This is a genomic window from Rhizobium sp. 268 (assembly GCF_036571585.1).
GTDB lineage: Bacteria > Pseudomonadota > Alphaproteobacteria > Rhizobiales > Rhizobiaceae > Rhizobium > Rhizobium redzepovicii.
This window is the reverse complement of the sequence record NZ_JAPPSO010000002.1, coordinates 216203-233555: the sequence shown is the minus strand read 5'-3', so window position 1 is coordinate 233555 and position 17353 is coordinate 216203. Positions and strand designations below refer to the sequence as shown.

Genomic DNA, 17353 nt, shown 5'->3' with positions numbered 1-17353 from the left:
TGTTCCGTTGGCGAGGAGCCTCCACGAGACGCGACGCCGATCGACCATCGCGCTCCGTTAGAGCCAACAGAATGGTTCAATCTGAAAGGGCTTTAAAGCTCAGTCAAAGCACCCGCCGTCTTCACCGCGTGATCGAGAACAAATTGCAGCTTGGCAGCGTGGCCGAAACCTGGCTCGTCCGGCTGTCCTTTTCGCACGGCGTTTGCAAATCGCTGGAAATTGGTGATGACCGGTTCGACCTCGATCTTGCGCCAGATTGCCTTATCGGCGTCGGCACCTTCACAGGTCCTCAGCGTCGAGCCCTCGGGCGTATGCACCACCTCCAGCGCACCCTTGTCTCCGTGCAGGCGCAGGCGCAATTCGTTCAGATGGCCGGTCGCCCATCGCGTTGCATGGATGACGCCAGCCGCGCCGTTTTCGAGTTCAGCCATCATCAAGAAACTGTCATTTGCATCGAGGTCGTATTCCCCGATCCGGTTACCAGGGCTTTTGTCGAACACTTTAAGATGCGATGCCGCCGCCTTGACGTCGCTTCCGGCGGCAAAAACCGCGAAGTCGAGAATATGGATACCGACATCACCAAGCACACCATTGGAGCCGTGTTTCGTCGACAGCCGCCAGAGCCATTGCGACTCTTTGGTCCAGTCGCCCCAGGCCTTCGAGACCAGCCAGCTTTGGAGATAGGAGGCTTCGAAGTGCCGGATCGCGCCGAGACGCCCGTCCAGCACCATCTTGCGCGCTGCTTGCAGCGGCGCCACGTTGCGATATGTCAGGTTTACCATCGTGACCTTGCCGGAGGCAGCTGCGGCGTCGGCCATCTCCTTGGCCTCGCGGTAGTTCACCGCCAACGGCTTCTCGCAGAGCACATGCTTGCCGGCGCGAAGTAATTTCATCGTCGTGGAATAGTGGGCGCGATCCGGCGTCACATTGGTCACGGCGTCAAACTCCCCCCAGGCAAGGGCATCATCGAGCGATGTGAACGTCAGCGGGATAGCATGCCTGAGCGCGAAAGCCCGCAGCCGGACCTCGTCCGTATCGACGGCGGCAACAATTTTGACGCCGGCGATTTCCGAGAAATTCATGGCATGGGTATTTGCCCATCCTCCGGTTCCGAGAATGATCAAGCGCATCTTTGTCCTCATTTGTTTGTCGAATTATTGGCAGCAGAATCGGTCGTCTTTTCGCAAGCGCCCGACGCTCTTGCCAAGAAAGAGATCGACCCGTTTCTTCCGGGCCAATCCCCTGCCTTGGCGTCCACGCGAATAAGGTGTCTCAGCTCCTCAGCGGTAACCGGCTTCGCCGGCCTGATGCAGTTTCGGGCCGCGTTCGACGATCGGCTCCAGGGCCTTTTCTACCGGCACATTTGGGGCGTCGGTAATGCCAGTCAACGACCCTTGCGGGTTGTACGCCCATTTGACGCCGTTGATCAGCACCTTCTGGATGGTGGCGTCGTGATAGGTCGGATAGGTCTCGTGGCCGGGGCGGAAGTAGAAGATGTTGCCGGCGCCGCGCCGCCAGGTCAGGCCGGAGCGGAACACTTCGCCGCCCTGGAACCAGGAGATGAACACCGTTTCGAGCGGCTCCGGTACCGAGAACTGTTCGCCATACATCTCCTCGTTCTCGAGCTCGAAATGCTCGCCGATGCCGGCGGCGATCGGATGGCGTGGATTGATCGTCCACAGCCGCTCACGCTCGCCCGCCTCGCGCCATTTCAGCGCGCAGGGCGTGCCCATCAGCCGCTTGAAGATTTTCGAGAAATGGCCCGAATGCAGCACAAGCAGGCCCATGCCTTCCCAGACGCGCTTGGCGACGCGCTCGACGACGACGTCGGAGACAGCGCCGTGATCCTTGTGGCCCCACCAGGTCAGCACGTCGGTTTCGGCAAGCCGGGCTTCGCTGAGGCCGTGTTCCGGCTCCTGCAGCGTCGCCGTCGTCGCTGAAATGCCGGGATCGCTATTCAGCGCATTGGCGATCGTCGTGTGCATGCCCTCAGGGTAGATCCCCCGGACGATTGCATTGGTGTTCTCATGGATGTTTTCACCCCAGACAATGGTGCGAATGGTCACGTTGTTCACTCCTGGTGGTTAAACGGATCGAGCCTTGGGAAGAGCATCGACCCTGGGAAGATCAGGCAGCCTGCAGGGATGCCCGCTCCAGCGCCCGGCCTGAGTGGTCGAAGCGGTGGACATGGCCGGCAAGCGGTGCAAGGCCAAGCGTCTGGCCTGGCTCGTGACGGGAGACACCGGCCTCCCGCACGATGAGCGGCTCATCCGCCCCGATATCCATATAGACGAAGCTATCGGAGCCGAGGATTTCCGAATGGATGACCGTGCCGCTCCAAACCGGCGACTCGGCCGTGATGCGAACATGCTCTGCGCGCACGCCGATTGTATGGCTGTCATAGGGCTGTGCCAGCTCGCCCGACAGGAAGTTCATTCTCGGCGAACCGATGAAGCCGGCCACGAAGAGCGAATTGGGGCTTTCGTAAAGCTCCAGCGGCGTACCGATCTGCTCGACGACGCCGTCTCTCAACACGCAGATCCGATCGGCGAGCGTCATCGCCTCGACCTGATCATGGGTCACATAGATCATCGTCGTGTTGTGCATGCTGCGATGAAGCTTGGCGATTTCCAGCCTGGTCGCAACGCGAAGCGCCGCATCGAGGTTGGACAGCGGCTCGTCGAAAAGAAAGACCTTGGGATCGCGGACGATCGCCCGGCCGATTGCCACGCGCTGACGCTGTCCGCCGGAAAGCTGGCGCGGCAAGCGATCCAAATAGGGTGAGAGCTGCAGCATACCGGCCGCCTCTTCAACACGCTCGCGGCATTCGTCTCTGGTGCGCCCGGACAGTTTCATGCCGAAAGCCATGTTGTCGAAGACTGTCATATGCGGATAGAGCGCGTAGGACTGGAACACCATGGCGATCGCTCGCTTCGATGGCGCATGCTGGTTCACCGTCGTGCTGTCAAAGGAGAGGGTTCCTGACGTAATGTCCTCCAGGCCGGAGATAAGCCGGAGCAGCGTGGACTTGCCGCATCCCGACGGCCCCACGAACACCATGAACTCACCCCTGCGGATGTCCATCGTCACGCCCTTGATCACCTCGAAAGCACCGAAGCTCTTGCGGATGTTCTCCAGTCGGATCTCTGCCATGTCTACTCCCTCAACCTTTGACGCCGCCGGCGGTCAGTCCCGAAATGATCCGGCGCTGGAATATCAAAACAAGCACGACAACCGGGACGGTGACGATGACCGACGCCGCCATGATGTTGCCCCAGGGGATCTCGAATTCGCTGTTGCCCGACAGCAGGGCAATGGCCACCGGGACGGTCCGCTGCGTATCCGATGATGTGAATGTCAGCGCAAAAAGGAACTCGTTCCACGCGGCGATGAAAGCAAGCAGCCCCGTCGTCACCAGCGCCGGCCACATCAACGGCATGAACACCTGGGTGATGATGACCCATGGCGACGCGCCATCGACGATCGCCGCCTCCTCGATCTCAATCGGCAATTCCCGCATGAAGGTCGTCAACACCCAGACGGTGAACGGCAGGGTGAAGATCATGTAGGAGAAGATCAGCGCGAAAGGCGTGTTGAAGATGCCGAACCAGCGAATGAGTTCGAAGAGGCCGGCAAGAACAGCGATCTGCGGAAACATCGACACCGAAAGGATGGTCAGCATCAACAGCGCCCGCCCGCGGAAATTCACCCGCGCTAGCGCGAATGCGGCGGTGATCGAAAGCAACAGCGATGCGGAAACCACGACGCAGGCGACCATCGCGGAGTTCGCAAGACTGCGAACGAACCCGCCTTGGCCCATCACGGAAGTGTAGTTGGCGAAAGAGATCGAGGTCGGCCAGTAATCGACTTGGAAAAGCGCCGTGCCGGTCTTCAGGCTCGTCAGGATGGCATAGTAGAACGGAAACACCGCAATGATGACGATGATCGTGACGAGCAGGTAGAAGAGCGTATTCTTGGTGATCGAAAGCAGCATCAGCGTTCCTCCCCACCGAGCTTGACGCGGCCGAGCCACATATAAAGGACGGTGACGGAGGCGATGATCAGGAAAAGCACCGTTGAGGCGGTGGCGCCGTAGGCGAACTTGTCGAAGTCGAACAGGTTCTCGCGCGCCATCACCGACATGGTTTTCGTCTGCGCATTGTTGGGCGTCAGGACATAGATCAGATCGAAGATGCGCATCGCATCCAGCATCCGGAAGATCACGGCAACCATGATAGCCGGCCGGATCAGTGGCAGCGTCAGACGCCAGAACACCTTGATCGGATTGACGCCGTCGATCTTGGCGGCTTCATAGATGTCGCTCGGAACCATCTGCAGTCCCGCAAGGATCAGAAGCGCCATGAAAGGCGTCGTCTTCCATACGTCGACGACCAAAACGGCGATCATTGCCGTTTCCAGATTGGCGGTCCAGGCGATCTTCTCGCTGATCAGGCCGAAGCCGAGCAGAATCTCATTCAAGATACCGAACTGGTCGTTGAGCATCCAAGCCCACATCTTGGCCGAGACGATCGTTGGGATCGCCCAAGGAATGAGGATTGCGGCCCGTACGACCCCGCGTCCGACGAACCGGGCATTCAGCACCAGGGCGACGATCAGCCCGAGCACGGTCTCGATCAGGACCGAAAGGACGGTGAACTTGGCGGTATTCCAGACAGCATGCCACCAGACCGGATCGGCAAGCAGCCCGCGATAGACGGTTCTTCCGCTCTTCAGCGTCACCCACGACAGATAATTGGAAAAGCCGACGAACTGCGCGTTGCCAAGGTCGTTGAGGGACGCATTGGTAAAGCTGAAATAGATTGTTCTGAACAGCGGCCATCCGGCGACGATCGCCAGGATCAACAGCGTCGGCGCCAGAAACACCCAGGCAGAGCGAATGCGTTCGGATTGCAGCTCCGTAGAGGCTCTGAGCTTGGAAACCCTTGGTTCAATCGCTTGTGGAACTACGATTTCTGTCATGAAACGCCCCTCCTCATTGACTCAGGCCGAAGACCGGACCGACGGCTTGACAGCCGCCGGTCCCGATAGTCACCAGGCGTCGCCCTTGAGGGTCGTCAGGTCGGCTTCGAGAAGCTCGAGGTTCTCGGCAGCTGAGCCGCTGCCGGACAGTGTATTGTGGACTGCAGTCCAGAACTTCGAGGACACTTCATTGTACTTGACTTTGGCCGTCGCCGAAGGGCGCGGCACCGCGTCCTGGAAGATGGGCTTCCAGTTCGGCATGAAGGGCTGTGCCGCGGCAACATCCTTGTCGTCATAAAGGTCCGTCAGCGTTGGCAAATTGGACAGCTCGACGGCACGCGCCTTTTGAACGTCCTTCGACGCCAGGAATTTTACCAGCGCGATGGCCGCTTCCTGCTTTTCGGAGTATTTCGACACCGCCAGATTCCAGCCGCCGAGCGTCGAAGACGGCTTGTCGCCGGCGGCTGCGACCGGTAGCGTCATCACGTCGAACTTGCCCTTAACGGCGCTGTCGGCACCATTGCCGAGGGAATAGGCATAGGGCCAGTTGCGCATGAAGACGGCGTTGCCGGTCTGCCAGACGCCGCGCGATTCTTCTTCCTGATAGGCGAGCACGCCTGGCGGTGAGATCGTGCCGATCCAGCCCTTGGCGCGCTCGAGTGCTGCAGCCGCCTTCTCATTGTTGATGGAGATCGCTCCGTCCGTCTCGACGATCTGGCCGCCGCCCGACGACTTCACCCATTCCAGCGCGTTGCAGGTCAGCCCTTCGTAGGAATTGCCCTGGAACACGTAGCCCCAGAGGTCCTTCTGTCCGGCCTGACGTTCTTTATCCTGAACCTCTTTGGCGGTGGCGGCCATCTCGTCCCAGGTCTTCGGCGGCTGCTTGCCGTATTTGTCGAGCAGGTCCTTTCGGTAAAACAGCGCCGGAGCATCGGTAAACAACGGCAGCGCCACGAGCCGGCCATTGACGGTCTGCGACGCGATGATCGACGGGAAGAACTGGCCGACCACGTCTTTGGTTGCCTCCTTCAAATCGATGAACTGGTCGGCAAGCTGCGGCGCCCAGATCACGTCGGTCTGATAGACATCAATGTCCTTGTTTCCGGCCGCAAGCCACAGGCGGTATTGGGAGAACTGCTCGCTGCTCGATGATGGCATGGTGACGAGCTTGACATGATTGCCGGTGTTCTTTTCGAAAACCGCCACCTGCTTCTGAAGAAATTCGATGCTTTTCCCGGTGGTGTTGGCGGCGAACGAAATTTCGGCGGCGCGGATCGGGCCGGCGACCGCGACGGCGAGCGCGGATAAGGCTAAGGCAAACTGTTTCATGATTGTTTCATGATCTCCTCCCAGAAATTGAAATCGATTTGGCCCGCAGAACATTGCAGAAGGCCTTGGCGGCGTCAAGCCGACAAATCAGCACTTCACAGTTGTACAACATATCAATCATGGCATCATATACAGCTTAAGAGGCAATTTCTGGTGTCTGCAGGCGATGCCCCAAGTCGGCCGTATTGAAATCGATTTCAATCGCCGCTGAATTAGGCGCTTGCCCGTTGCGCATCGCCAAAGCATCGTCCATTGATTGCCTAGATAAAGAAGACATCCGATGAAACTTCGTGAATTTGCAAAGCAGCTTGGGCTTTCTCCGACGACGGTCAGCCGTGCGCTCAGCGGCTACCCAGAGGTGAGCGAAGCCACGCGCGCCAGGGTTGCAAGCGAAGCAATGCGGCTTGGCTATCGCCCCGATATCAATGCCGTGCGGCTAAAGACCGGACGAGCCGGAGCGATAGGCGTTATGATGGGACGTTCAGGAGAAATTCATTTCGCGGAATTCGTGTCGGGAATGGCGCAGCGCCTGGAAACGGCCGATACGGATATTCTCATCACGCCCATCACCGCGCACAATGATGACGACGAGATCCAGGCCTATCGACGCCTGGTCGAAAGCCGCCGGGTGGATGCAGTGATCATTCATTCGCCACGTCCCCGGGACCCTCGGATCGAGATGCTGAACAGCCTCGGCGTGCCTTTCCTGGTTCACGGCCGCTCGGAGACCGAGCACGTTCACGCCTGGCTCGATATCGATAATGAAAATGCTGTGCGCAGGTCCACCGAACACCTGCTCGACCTCGGGCACCGGCGCATCGCCATGATCAACGGCCTCAGGGGCAAGACCTATTCGATCCACCGCGAGCAGGGTTTTCGGCTGGCGCATCAAGAGCGTGGGCTGACTGCCGATCCCAACCTGATGGTCTGCGATAAATTTTCCGACGAAAGCGGCTTTCGCCATGCCCGCTCCTTCCTCGAGAGAGCGAATGCGCCGACCGCCATCGTCGCGGGCTCCACGATGACGGCGCTTGGTGTTTACCGCGCCGTCCGTTCGCTTGGGATGACGGTGGGACAGGATGTCTCGGTCATCGCCCATGACGACGTCTTCCCTTATCTGACGGCCGAAAACATGGTGCCGTCGCTCTCGACAACGCGATCCTCGATGCGTGCTGCGGGCACGCGCTGTGCTGAGTTAACGCTACAGCTTATTGCCGGACGTGCCGCGGATGAGGTCCATGAATTGTGGCCGGTCGAACTGATTCTCAGGGAAAGTACCGCCCCACCGCCCTGACGGAGCAACCTCTCGACGCGTACAGAACCCGAGTGTCTTCTAAAGATGATCGATCGGAGCGACCTTCCCCGCCAAGAATGCCAGAGCCGCCGCGCCGACAAGGCCCGAGTTCTGATCCAATGCCGCCAGCATCACCTTGACATCCTTGAATGCCGGCATTGCCCACTGGCTGATATAGGCTTGAATGCCCGGTTGCAGACGTTCGAATTCGTGGGAGAGCCCTCCCCCCATGACGATGATATCGGGACTGAAGATGTGGATCAGGCTGGTGAAGCCGCGACCGAGAACCTCCGCTTCCTCGTCGACCAGTTGATTTGCGAGACGATCGCCATTTCTAGCCGCCGCAAAAACGCTGCGGCTGTCGATGGTGCCGCCACCGCTGCCTATCGTCGTCTCTCGGCTTTCCACCGCCCGCATTTGCGCGCGCCGCGCAAAAGCCGGCCCGGATCCATAGGCCTCGAAACAGCCCCTGTTGCCGCAAGGGCAAAGCTCGCCGTTCGGCACGACCGACATGTGGCCGACATGGGCGGCCATGCCCTTGCGACCGCGCACCACGCGACCGTCCGAGATAACGCCGCCGCCGATCCCGGTGCTGACCGTGACATAGACGAGGTTATCAAGGCCCTTGCCAATACCGAACTGCCATTCGCCGATCGCCGCGGCAATGGCGTCGTTTTCGAGATCGACCGGAAACGCAAACCGCTTCTGCAACTCTGCCTTCAGCGGAAAATCAACGAAGCCCGGAAGGGTCGGAATATCGGTTGCGACACCGGCGACCGTATCGAGCGGGCCCGGGGCGGATACGCCGACGCCCACCACCGAAGCAGGCTTCGATGCTGCAAGCAGCCGATCGGCGAGGCCGCAAATCTGGGCGAGCACCCGGTCGGGGCCGGCCAGCGCATCCGTTGGTTCGGCCAAACGCGTCAGGATCCTGCCTTGCTCGTCGACAAGGGCAGCGCGCACCTGCGTTCCGCCGAGGTCTATACCAATGGCAACCTGCTGCATGTGAACCACCCGTTAGAGCGCGCGCATCCATGCCATTCGCTCATCGAGCGACGGCGCATTGAAAGCCAGGGAACCGAGAACCACCGTTTCCGCGCCGGATTGGCGCAAGAGAGGCACAGTGTGCTCGCGAATGCCGCCATCGGCCGCCAGCACGATCCGATCGGCCGCACCGCAGCCGGCGATGATCCGCTTTGCCTGTTGAAGCCGGGCGCCGGCCTTCTCGTCGAGGCCCTGGCCCTTTACGCCGATCGCCGTGCCAAGCAGCGTCACGAAACGCAGCCGGGAAGCGTATCTCTCGATCCGCTCGACCGGGGTATCGACCTTGAGAACCATGCCGGCTGCGACACCGCGGCGATCGAGAAGATCGAGAGCCTCGTTCGCGACGCTTTCGTTTTCGACATGAAGACTGATCAGGTCGCTGCCGGCATCGGCGAACTGCTCGATCTGCGACAGGATGATGCTATCGGCAACCATCAAGTGAACATGGATGGGGCGCGTGGAGACTTTGCGCACGCCGGCCACGAGATCGGGGAAAAACAACATCGCCGGCGCGAAATGGCCATCGGCGACATCGATATGGAGGATGTCGACATGAGGATCGACACGTCCGAGATCATCGGCGAGACGCATGAGATCGGCCGACCAGACGGAGAATTCGGCAATCAGCCGATCCTTCGGAAGATCGTCGATCCAGGTCTTGGAGGGGGTAGGCATCGTTTCAAAGCTCCTTCAGAAAGTTGCCGACGGCAAGCCGAAAGTCGGCGACATATTGCGGACGGCTCTCGGTTTTCGGCGTGATCTGCACGAAACGCGCGCCGGCAATCCGCGCGGCAAGAGCGCGTGCGTGACCAAGAGGATGAATGCTGTCGCGATCATGGCCGATGACCAGCGTCGGAAGGGCGAGATTGCCGACTTCATCATCGGTCACATCAGGACCATCGTTGGAAATCCTGGTCAGCATTTCGGCGGTCACATCCAGAGGCGTGCGCGAGAAAAAGCCGGCAAGCGAGGCCAGATTGTCCGGCGCCTCGGCGGCGAGCCGCACGCCTATCGGTCCTGCCAGGAACGTGGTCTTTGCCTCGCCCAGTGGCAGAGTTTTCATAAGCCGCCCGACTTCGGCATTGGGCGCCATATTCTCCGGCGCGGGTGCCGTCAGCCAGGCCGGCCTTGCGATGATCAGAGCCTTGACGAGATCGGGCCGCTTGACCGCGAGACGCAAGGCGATCGCCGCACCCATCGAGATGCCGCCGATCATGATCGGCGGCGTAAGGTTCTTCTCGATATAGGCGGCGATATCATCGCAGAAGGTCGCGATCGACAACCGCTCCAGATTGCCGGCTTGGGAGTGTCCGTGGCCGCGCGCTTCGATCGTAACCCGGCGAAACCCCGCGTCGAGCGGAAAGACTTCATCGGTCTGCGCCGCGTCTCCGCATAGGCCATGCTGGAATATGACAGACGCACCCTCGCCCGCCATATCCACATTGAGAGTGACCCCGTCGCTAGTTTCGAACGGTTGAACCCGTCTCATCTTCCTGCCCCCGCAGAATGACCATTGAGGATATTCTTCAGGAAGGCCGCTACACCGGCCGCCTCCGAGGCCGAAAGACCATGCGTGACGAGACTGCCGTTAAAACCAATCGCCTTGAGACGGCCGAGATAATGCGTGTAGTCGAGGACACCCTTGCCGGCGGTCGCGAACCTACCGTCCGGATTGCGGTCTTTCGCATGCGCCATGACGATCCGATCGGCCAGAAGGTCGATGGCGGAAGACACGATGCTCCGCTGCTCATCCAGCGTCGCGACCTCGAAGAGATTGGCCGGATCGAGCACGATCTTGATGCGGGGGCTCTTCAGTGCCGTGATCAGCCGATGGGCTTTCTCAGCCGAGTCGACGACATTGGCAAGCTCGGGCTCGATGCCGAGATCGACCTCGTAGCGCTCGGCGATCTCGATGGCCGCCCCCATGGCCTCGAGGAGATCCTGCCAGGCCTCCGGCGTATTGTTGTCGGCATGCGCCGTCCACTGATCGATGGGGTCGCGTGTGCCGGTGCAGAGCGTGATCAAGGTCGTCGACATGCCGGCGCTGCGCTCGGCCAGAGTCGCCAAGTTGCGAAGGCCGGCCTCGCGAACGGCAGGATCCGGGTGGATCATGTTGAAGGTGCCGGAAACGGCGACAATCTCGACGCCGCTCTCGCGCGCCGCTTCGGCAACCGAACGGGCCTGGGCTTCCGTGATGATCTCCGGCATCGGCGGAAGGCCGGAGCAGGCCATATTGTATTGCGCGCAGGTGAACCCGGCCGCGGCGACCGAGTTGAGAACGGTTACCGGTTCCATTCCCTCGAAGGTCTTTGCGAAGATGCCGAGCTTCATCACACGCCACCCGTGACATCAGCCAGCGCGACCGGTTTGCCGCTTTCGGCAGAACGCGCGACGGCGACCATAGCCCGGACGGAGGCCAGGCCATCATCGATGTCGGCACCTTCCATCACTGCGCCATCCAGAATGGTGCGGGCGAAGCCTTCGACCTGACGGCGATAAAAATGACCGTCGGCGCCGAGAACGCGATGGGTCGCGCCGTCGGCTTCCCGGAAAATGTCGACTTCGCTGGTCTTGTAGTACCAGGGGTTATAGGTCTTGCCCAAAATGCTGCCGTTCTTACCATAGATCTGGAAACCTTCGTGCCAGTCCATGCGCACCTGGACGGTGAGATCGAGATGGCCGAGCGTGCCGGAGGCAAACTCCACATCGACGAACCAGCACCAGATGCCGGCCCGCTCGGACAGGCGCGCGGTGACGGCAACGATGTCGCCGGCAAAATAACGCGCCGTGTCGATCAGGTGGCAGCCATGCGCCAGCATGTAGTAGCGGCGCAGGTCGGCTTTCGGATTGGCAGCGGGCTTTCGCGCATTGGCGCTTGAAACGATCAGCGGCTGGACCGCATCGGTCATCGGATAGCGGTGGGTGCTGTCGCAATACCACGCCTTCAACGCAACCATCTCGCCCATCTCGTCGCGGATGAAGGATTTCGCCGCCTGAAGCCCCGCGTCGAAACGCTTCATATGCCCGACCTGAAACACCTTTCCCGACGTCTCGACTTCAGCCTTCAATTCAAGGCACTCTTCGACGGTGACACCGACGGGTTTCTCGCACAGCACATGCTTGCCCGCCTGAAGGGCGCGGATCGAGGCCGGAACGTGAAAGGCATCGGCGGTGGCGATGATCACGGCATCAAGGTCGGGGTCGGCCAGCATCCTGTCATAGTCGTCGTAGGTTTTTTCCGCTCCATGGGTGATCGCCATTCGTTCGCGGAGATCCGCGGCGACGTCGCAGATCGCATGGAGATCGGCATTCACAGCCTTCGTGCAGCTCTCGAAGTGCGCCGCCTGGGCAATCTGGCCGGCCCCCAATACGCCGATGCGAAGGCGCCGTTCCTGTTTTGCTGGCATCGATAACCCCCTCTAGGTCGGATGTTGAAGATGAACGCCGGTTTCGTCTTCGCTTCACAGCGCCACATGGGTTTGAGGATGGAAAAAATGAAGTTTCGCCGGATCGATTGCCAGATTGATCGATTGGCCTGCCTCGACCGTACTGACAGCTTCGAAGCGGGCGACGGCGTTGGCCGCACCGCTTAGGTCTTCGACGGCGTCGGGGTCGCCCGAGTCGATCCGAACTGCGTCGATTTTCAAATGCACGATCAACTCGGAGCCAAGCTCCTCGATCGATTTGACGACGACCGGGATCGTCGGATGGGAGGACCCGGACGGCAACCGGCTGTCGTAGAGGTCCTCCGGCCGAACGCCGAAGATCAGCGCCTTTCCCTCGAAGGCGGAAAGGCCGGGAGCCCGCTCGAAGGCGCCGTCGGACAACGGGATGGAGAAGCCCGGCAGATGGATCCGCATGCCCTCCAGACGCCCTTCGAACAGGTTCATCGACGGCGAGCCGATGAAGCCTGCGACAAACGCATTGACCGGGCGGTGATAGAGGGCCTTGGGCGTATCCACCTGCTGAAGCACGCCGCCCTTCAGCACCGCGACGCGATCGCCCATGGTCAGGGCTTCGGTCTGGTCGTGCGTCACGTAAATCGTCGTCACCCCCAACTGCCGCTGCAGGCTTGCGATTTCGGCGCGCATCTGAACACGCAGCTTGGCATCGAGGTTGGAGAGCGGCTCATCCATCAGGAATGCCGCGGGCTCACGGACCATGGCGCGGCCCATCGCAACACGCTGGCGCTGGCCGCCGGAAAGCTGGGCGGGCTTGTTGCCGAGCAGGCTTTCCAGCTGCAGTATCTTGGCAATCTCGTGAACGCGCTTGGTTCGCTCGGCCTTGGTCTTTCCGGCCAGCTTCATCGAAAAGGCAATGTTGTCGAACACCGTCATGTGCGGATAAAGCGCATAGCTCTGGAAAACCATGGCAATGTCGCGGTCCTTGGGCGCAAGATCGACGACATCCTGACCGCCGATGCTCAAGGTTCCACTGCTGATTTCCTCAAGCCCGGCAATCATGCGGAGCGCAGTCGATTTTCCGCATCCGGACGGACCGACCAGAATCAGAAACTCGCCGTCATGGATCGTCAGGCTCAGATCCTTGATCGCATGGTAGCTGTTTCCATAGGTCTTGCAGATTTTGTCCAGTACAACCACAGCCACGTCTCATCCTCCCGTGTCACACCGCTCACGTTTCGACCGGCGCTCTTCCCGCCACCTCCGAGCCTTTCGACAAGAAAGCTCAGGCCTGAGCTTCAATGTCAACAAAAGAATCGATCGCATTCCGCGCGCACCTTGTCGGGTATCTCACCGTATCCATTTGAAATATATCACGTTTGATCCGAAAAATAGAATTATTATGCGCGCTAAAATATTTTTACGCGCGTAACTTTTATGGCCAGCGCGGTCGCCGTTAAGGACCTTTAAACCCTGCGATCAAGATGTTGTTTTGCTCAGGCGGCCCACAAATTCGACACCGACCAGTTGCACGCTAATCGTGGCATCCCGGAATCGGGCGCGGCACCGGCGCATTTTCCCCCGCCATCCATGCCAGGCAGGTCCGGTTGTCCGGCAGGCCCCGGCGCCCTCCGCGTGCGGTCACGGAAATGGCAGCCGTCGCTGTGGCATAGGCTACACAATCAAGCGGGGTTTTGCCCTCGGCAAGGGCAAGAGCGTAGGCCCCATGAAAACAGTCGCCGGCGCCGGTCGTGTCGACCGCCTGGACCTGATAGGCCGGCAAAAGCCAGCGGGTGGGATCGCCTTTCTGGCGGAGGCAGGTTCCTCGTTCGCCATCGGTCAGCACGACAGCGGACCGCTCCGCTGACCAGAGCTTCTCCAGGATGATCGTTGGATCATCTTCACCGGTGTACTCTCTGGCGAAAGCGAGTGGCAGCACCAGATGGTCGGCGAAGGCGAGGAGCCCGTCCGTCGCGGCACCCACCGTCCATTCGATATCGGCTATCACGGCAAGCCCGAGTGCTCGCGCCCGCGCCACGACGCTTTCCGAATGCGTGGCATAACCGTCGATCAGCAGGACTGGGGCCCGCATCAAAACGTCATCGGGCAGCGCATCGGATGTTCCGTGCAGCACATCGTCGTCATAGGCTATGAACCGGTCGCCGTTAGGAGCGACGGTGATCACGGAGCGGATCGGCGCGGCAGCGGCGTGGCGGGGCGCCAGGGATATGTCGACGCCCTCACGCTCGAGTTCGGCGCCGGCCGGATCGGTCGCAGCATCCTCGCCGAGCCAGCCGATAAAGCCGGCGCGCCCGCCAAGCCGAGCGACGGCAACAAGGGCCGTCGCAACATTGCCGCCATGGTCCGTGGCCCGTTTCGTCACCTTCCCCTTGCCGGCCGAAAGCCCGCGATCGACATAGATAATGTCATCGATGGCAAGGGCGCCGAAGCCTAGAACCTGGAGCGGGCGCGACACGTCTCAAGCACCGGCGGCCGCCAGCGCTTCCTCCGGCGCCATGCCATTGTGAATAACGAATTTGAAGGCGCGCGCGGCCATGGTCGTATCGCCGTGACCCCAGAGGTTACGGCCGACGACCGCGCCCTTGGCGCCGGCGCGCAAGGCTTCCGATGTCTGGACGAGCGCGCCGAGCAGCGTATCGGTCTTCGGGCCGCCGGCAATCACCACCGGAATCGGGCAGGTCGCGACGGTCTCGCGGAAGGATTCGAAATCCCCGGTGTAGCCGACCTTGATCACGTCGACGCCGGCTTCGAAACCGATGCGCACCGCATAGGCGATCTCATCCGGGGTGAACACGATCTTGCCGCCGTCGGAGAAATCACGGGGATAGACATGGGCGACGACCGGCATTTCGAAGCGGGCGGCAGCGTTGACCGTGTCGGTCAGCCAGCGGATATACTCTCCTTCGGTGGCGCCGCGCACCGGAATGGCGACGGCCAGCGCGTCCGCACCATAACGCACCGCGTCTTCCGGAGTGGCGATGAGTTGGCGAATCCGGTCGTCGGCGGTGAAGCAGCCGCCCTGAATGACGAGGGCGGCCTTTCCGGCATAATCCGACCAGAGGTGGCGCGCCGCGCCGGGCTGGATGCTGATGTAGTCGGGGCCTCCCGCCATCACGCGTCTGAGCGCGCCCGGCAGATCGGCAAGCCCGCCCTCGCGAACATTGCCATAACCGACAAAATGATCGACCGCGCCCCCAAACAAATGCCCCGATGGGTTTGAGAACAGGCGTGCGAGGCGGACTTTCGTTCCGAGACCCATGGCGATGCTTCCTTTGCGATTGCGGCGTCGAAAATGCCGGCGGCGTTGTTGAAAAACCCTAACTCGAAAACAAACAAATGTTCAATATTTCGAATTCTTTCGTTTTCACGCGGAAAGAGAATTTTTGACGTGCATTTTTTGCTGCTGAAGGCTATTTATGCAGCATAAGCCGCAGCATCAGGCGGTTGTCTTTCGTTTTTCAAAAGTCGCCTTATCACAACGAGGCGCGCCGCAGCCGGGATCGAACATGCTTGCAGAACAGAGGCGGCAGCAGATCATGCTGGAACTTCAACGAGTCGGTCAGGCCCGCACCCGCCAGCTCGCGGAATTCTTTGAGGTTTCGGAAGTCACGATCCGCTCCGATCTCGAAATCATGGACGCGAAGAAGCAGCTGATCAAAACGCATGGCGGAGCAATCGCCCTGCCGTCCGACTCGCCGGCCGCAGCCTTCGAGGAGCGCATGCAGCGCAATTTCGATGCGAAGCGGCGCATTGCTCAGGTGGCAGCGCGGCAGATCATCGACAACCAGTCGATCGTCTTCGACAGCGGCTCGACGCTGCTGCAGGTGGCCATGCAGATGCCGCCGGTCAACAACGTCGTGGTGGCGACGACGGCGATGAACATCGCCCAGCATCTGATGTACCGGCCGGGGCTCGACGTCCACATGATTGGCGGCCGGGTGTTTCCCAGCACCGTCAGCACGATCGTCTCGGATTCCGACAAGGCGGTCGGCGGGCTCGTCGCCCACCAGGCCTTCGTCAGCGCCCATGCGATCGATCAGGCCTTCGACGTCGTCGATGTCTCCGAGGATATTGCGCGGACCAAGCGCAACCTGGTTCGCATGGCCCGGCGCGTCGTGCTGGTGGCGGATTCGAGCAAGTTCGATATCGGCGCCTCCTCGAAAGCCTTCTCGCTGTCGCGCGTCGACCTGATCATCACCGACAGCAACATGCCGCACAGCATCCGCCACCGGCTGGAGAAACTCGGCGTGGAGGTCCGTTACGCGTGATCTTCAGCCTCTCTCTTCACGGGAGAAGCGAGCCGGGAGAGGCTTTGCCGCGGCTCTATGGCGCTCGGCGCCAGGGGGACGAGATCGGCTAAAACCCCAGTCGTCGAAGCGTCTCGCGATTCTTGCGAACGGCGGCGGCAGGATCGGTTCCGGCATGGCCCGACTCTTCCTCCACCACGATCCAGCCGGTAAACTCCGGCGCCGCCCGAACTGCCGAAATCACGGCGGGCACGTGGCAGACGCCTTCGCCGAGCATCGCCCAGATCCCGCCGGCGTCGACATCCTTCAGATGCACGTAGCGGATACGGTCCCGGTAGGCCGAAAGCGTATCGCCGATCTCCTGGCCGCCCCGCAGGATATGGCCGGTATCCGGCACCCAACCCACGCGTGGTTCCAGGAGAGCAAACAGCCGGTCATAGTCGGCTCTGGTGAAGAGCAGCGTATTGTGGTGCGAGGAAGGGTGGACGGCGACGGCGACGCCGGCCGACCGTCCGATCTCGGTCGCGCGATTATAGCACTCCGCCGCGATGGCGAACTTGTCCTCGCGCGGCCCATCCGAAACGACTGTGGCCGATCCCATCGAGACCATCGCACCGGGAAAATTCGCCGCGAAATCCACCCATCGCCGGGCCGTCTCCAGATCGGAAGCGATCTTTTCCGTCACCGTGAAACCGCTGGCGGAGCCGAAGGCAAAGGAAACCAGTGTCAAACCGGCCTCCGCAAGCGTCCGGGCAAAGTCGACAGGCTTAAGCGCGTAGTGACCGATCATCGTGTCGGTGATTTCGAGACCGGCATATCCGCCATCGGCGATGGCGCGCACCAGATCGTCCGGCCCGCCGCTCCACCCCTTGCCCAGCATCTCCCAAGTGAATGTCTGGCAGCCGATCTTCAGCGCAGCATCGTGCATAACTTGGTCCTGACCTATTCGTTGATGACAACCGAAATCGAAGGAGCTCCACGCAGGCGATCATCGCGGCCCTACGAAGGGCTTTGCCTCCGGGAATTGCGACGCTTCC

General features: G+C 60.8%; 17 protein-coding genes. 2 read left to right on the top strand and 15 right to left on the bottom strand.

Annotation, left to right across the window (positions count from 1 at the left end; all coding sequences use genetic code 11):
- Positions 1-92 precede the first annotated feature (92 nt).
- From OS035_RS04535 to OS035_RS04510, 6 genes are all read right to left on the bottom strand, one after another.
- Positions 93-1130, bottom strand: coding sequence for a Gfo/Idh/MocA family protein (locus tag OS035_RS04535; RefSeq protein ID WP_097629388.1), 1038 nt, complete (start codon positions 1128-1130; stop codon positions 93-95).
- 150 nt (positions 1131-1280) lie between these two features.
- On the bottom strand, positions 1281-2066 hold the full coding sequence (locus OS035_RS04530) for a ThuA domain-containing protein (RefSeq protein ID WP_131710543.1): 786 nt from the start codon (positions 2064-2066) through the stop codon (positions 1281-1283).
- Positions 2067-2127: 61 nt separating this feature from the next.
- Positions 2128-3153, bottom strand: coding sequence for an ABC transporter ATP-binding protein (locus OS035_RS04525; protein WP_131710542.1), 1026 nt, complete (start codon positions 3151-3153; stop codon positions 2128-2130).
- A gap of 10 nt (positions 3154-3163) precedes the next feature.
- Positions 3164-3994 (bottom strand): carbohydrate ABC transporter permease, encoded by an 831-nt coding sequence (locus tag OS035_RS04520; protein ID WP_003591439.1) that lies wholly within the window; start codon positions 3992-3994, stop codon positions 3164-3166.
- The gene (locus OS035_RS04515) at positions 3994-4980 is read right to left on the bottom strand and encodes a carbohydrate ABC transporter permease (protein ID WP_097627971.1); all 987 of its coding nucleotides are present in this window, start codon (positions 4978-4980) and stop codon (positions 3994-3996) included. The genes OS035_RS04520 and OS035_RS04515 overlap by 1 nt, the downstream gene beginning before the upstream one ends.
- Before the next feature lie 69 nt (positions 4981-5049).
- Positions 5050-6309: an ABC transporter substrate-binding protein gene (locus OS035_RS04510; RefSeq protein WP_097627972.1), complete on the bottom strand. Its 1260-nt coding sequence runs from the start codon at positions 6307-6309 to the stop codon at positions 5050-5052.
- A 280-nt stretch (positions 6310-6589) separates the two neighbouring features.
- Here OS035_RS04510 and OS035_RS04505 point away from each other — a divergent pair, with 280 nt between their 5' ends.
- Positions 6590-7603, top strand: a complete 1014-nt coding sequence (locus OS035_RS04505) for a substrate-binding domain-containing protein (protein ID WP_054185265.1) — start codon at positions 6590-6592, stop codon at positions 7601-7603.
- 39 nt (positions 7604-7642) lie between these two features.
- Here the strand turns inward: OS035_RS04505 and OS035_RS04500 are convergent, their stop codons facing one another.
- The 8 genes from OS035_RS04500 to OS035_RS04465 all read right to left on the bottom strand — a co-directional run bounded on the left by OS035_RS04500 (position 7643) and on the right by OS035_RS04465 (position 15328).
- Complete coding sequence (locus OS035_RS04500; protein ID WP_183779701.1) at positions 7643-8608, bottom strand: ROK family protein; 966 nt, start codon at positions 8606-8608, stop codon at positions 7643-7645.
- Between the two features lie 12 nt (positions 8609-8620).
- Positions 8621-9322 carry a ribulose-phosphate 3-epimerase gene (locus OS035_RS04495; protein WP_097627974.1) on the bottom strand — a complete coding sequence of 234 codons (702 nt, stop codon included), beginning with the start codon at positions 9320-9322 and terminating at the stop codon, positions 8621-8623.
- Positions 9323-9326: 4 nt separating this feature from the next.
- Entirely contained in the window at positions 9327-10136 is an 810-nt protein-coding gene (locus OS035_RS04490; RefSeq protein ID WP_097627975.1) for an alpha/beta fold hydrolase, read from the bottom strand.
- Positions 10133-10978, bottom strand: a complete 846-nt coding sequence (locus tag OS035_RS04485; protein ID WP_183779699.1) for a sugar phosphate isomerase/epimerase family protein — start codon at positions 10976-10978, stop codon at positions 10133-10135. Before OS035_RS04485 ends, OS035_RS04490 begins: the two co-directional genes overlap by 4 nt.
- Positions 10978-12054, bottom strand: coding sequence for a Gfo/Idh/MocA family protein (locus OS035_RS04480; protein ID WP_097627977.1), 1077 nt, complete (start codon positions 12052-12054; stop codon positions 10978-10980). The genes OS035_RS04485 and OS035_RS04480 overlap by 1 nt, the downstream gene beginning before the upstream one ends.
- 54 nt (positions 12055-12108) lie before the next feature.
- Complete coding sequence (locus OS035_RS04475) at positions 12109-13254, bottom strand: ABC transporter ATP-binding protein (protein ID WP_097627978.1); 1146 nt, start codon at positions 13252-13254, stop codon at positions 12109-12111.
- Positions 13255-13582: 328 nt separating this feature from the next.
- Complete coding sequence (locus OS035_RS04470) at positions 13583-14524, bottom strand: PfkB family carbohydrate kinase (protein WP_331813405.1); 942 nt, start codon at positions 14522-14524, stop codon at positions 13583-13585.
- Between the two features lie 3 nt (positions 14525-14527).
- On the bottom strand, positions 14528-15328 hold the full coding sequence (locus OS035_RS04465; RefSeq protein WP_064844122.1) for a class I fructose-bisphosphate aldolase: 801 nt from the start codon (positions 15326-15328) through the stop codon (positions 14528-14530).
- 247 nt (positions 15329-15575) lie between these two features.
- Between OS035_RS04465 and OS035_RS04460 the strand changes: the two genes are divergently transcribed.
- On the top strand, positions 15576-16337 hold the full coding sequence (locus OS035_RS04460; RefSeq protein WP_097628134.1) for a DeoR/GlpR family DNA-binding transcription regulator: 762 nt from the start codon (positions 15576-15578) through the stop codon (positions 16335-16337).
- 88 nt (positions 16338-16425) lie between these two features.
- Here OS035_RS04460 and OS035_RS04455 read toward each other — a convergent pair whose 3' ends face one another.
- A complete protein-coding gene (locus tag OS035_RS04455; protein ID WP_097627980.1) occupies positions 16426-17244 on the bottom strand; it encodes a sugar phosphate isomerase/epimerase family protein in 819 nt (272 codons plus the stop codon).
- Positions 17245-17353: the final 109 nt, after the last annotated feature.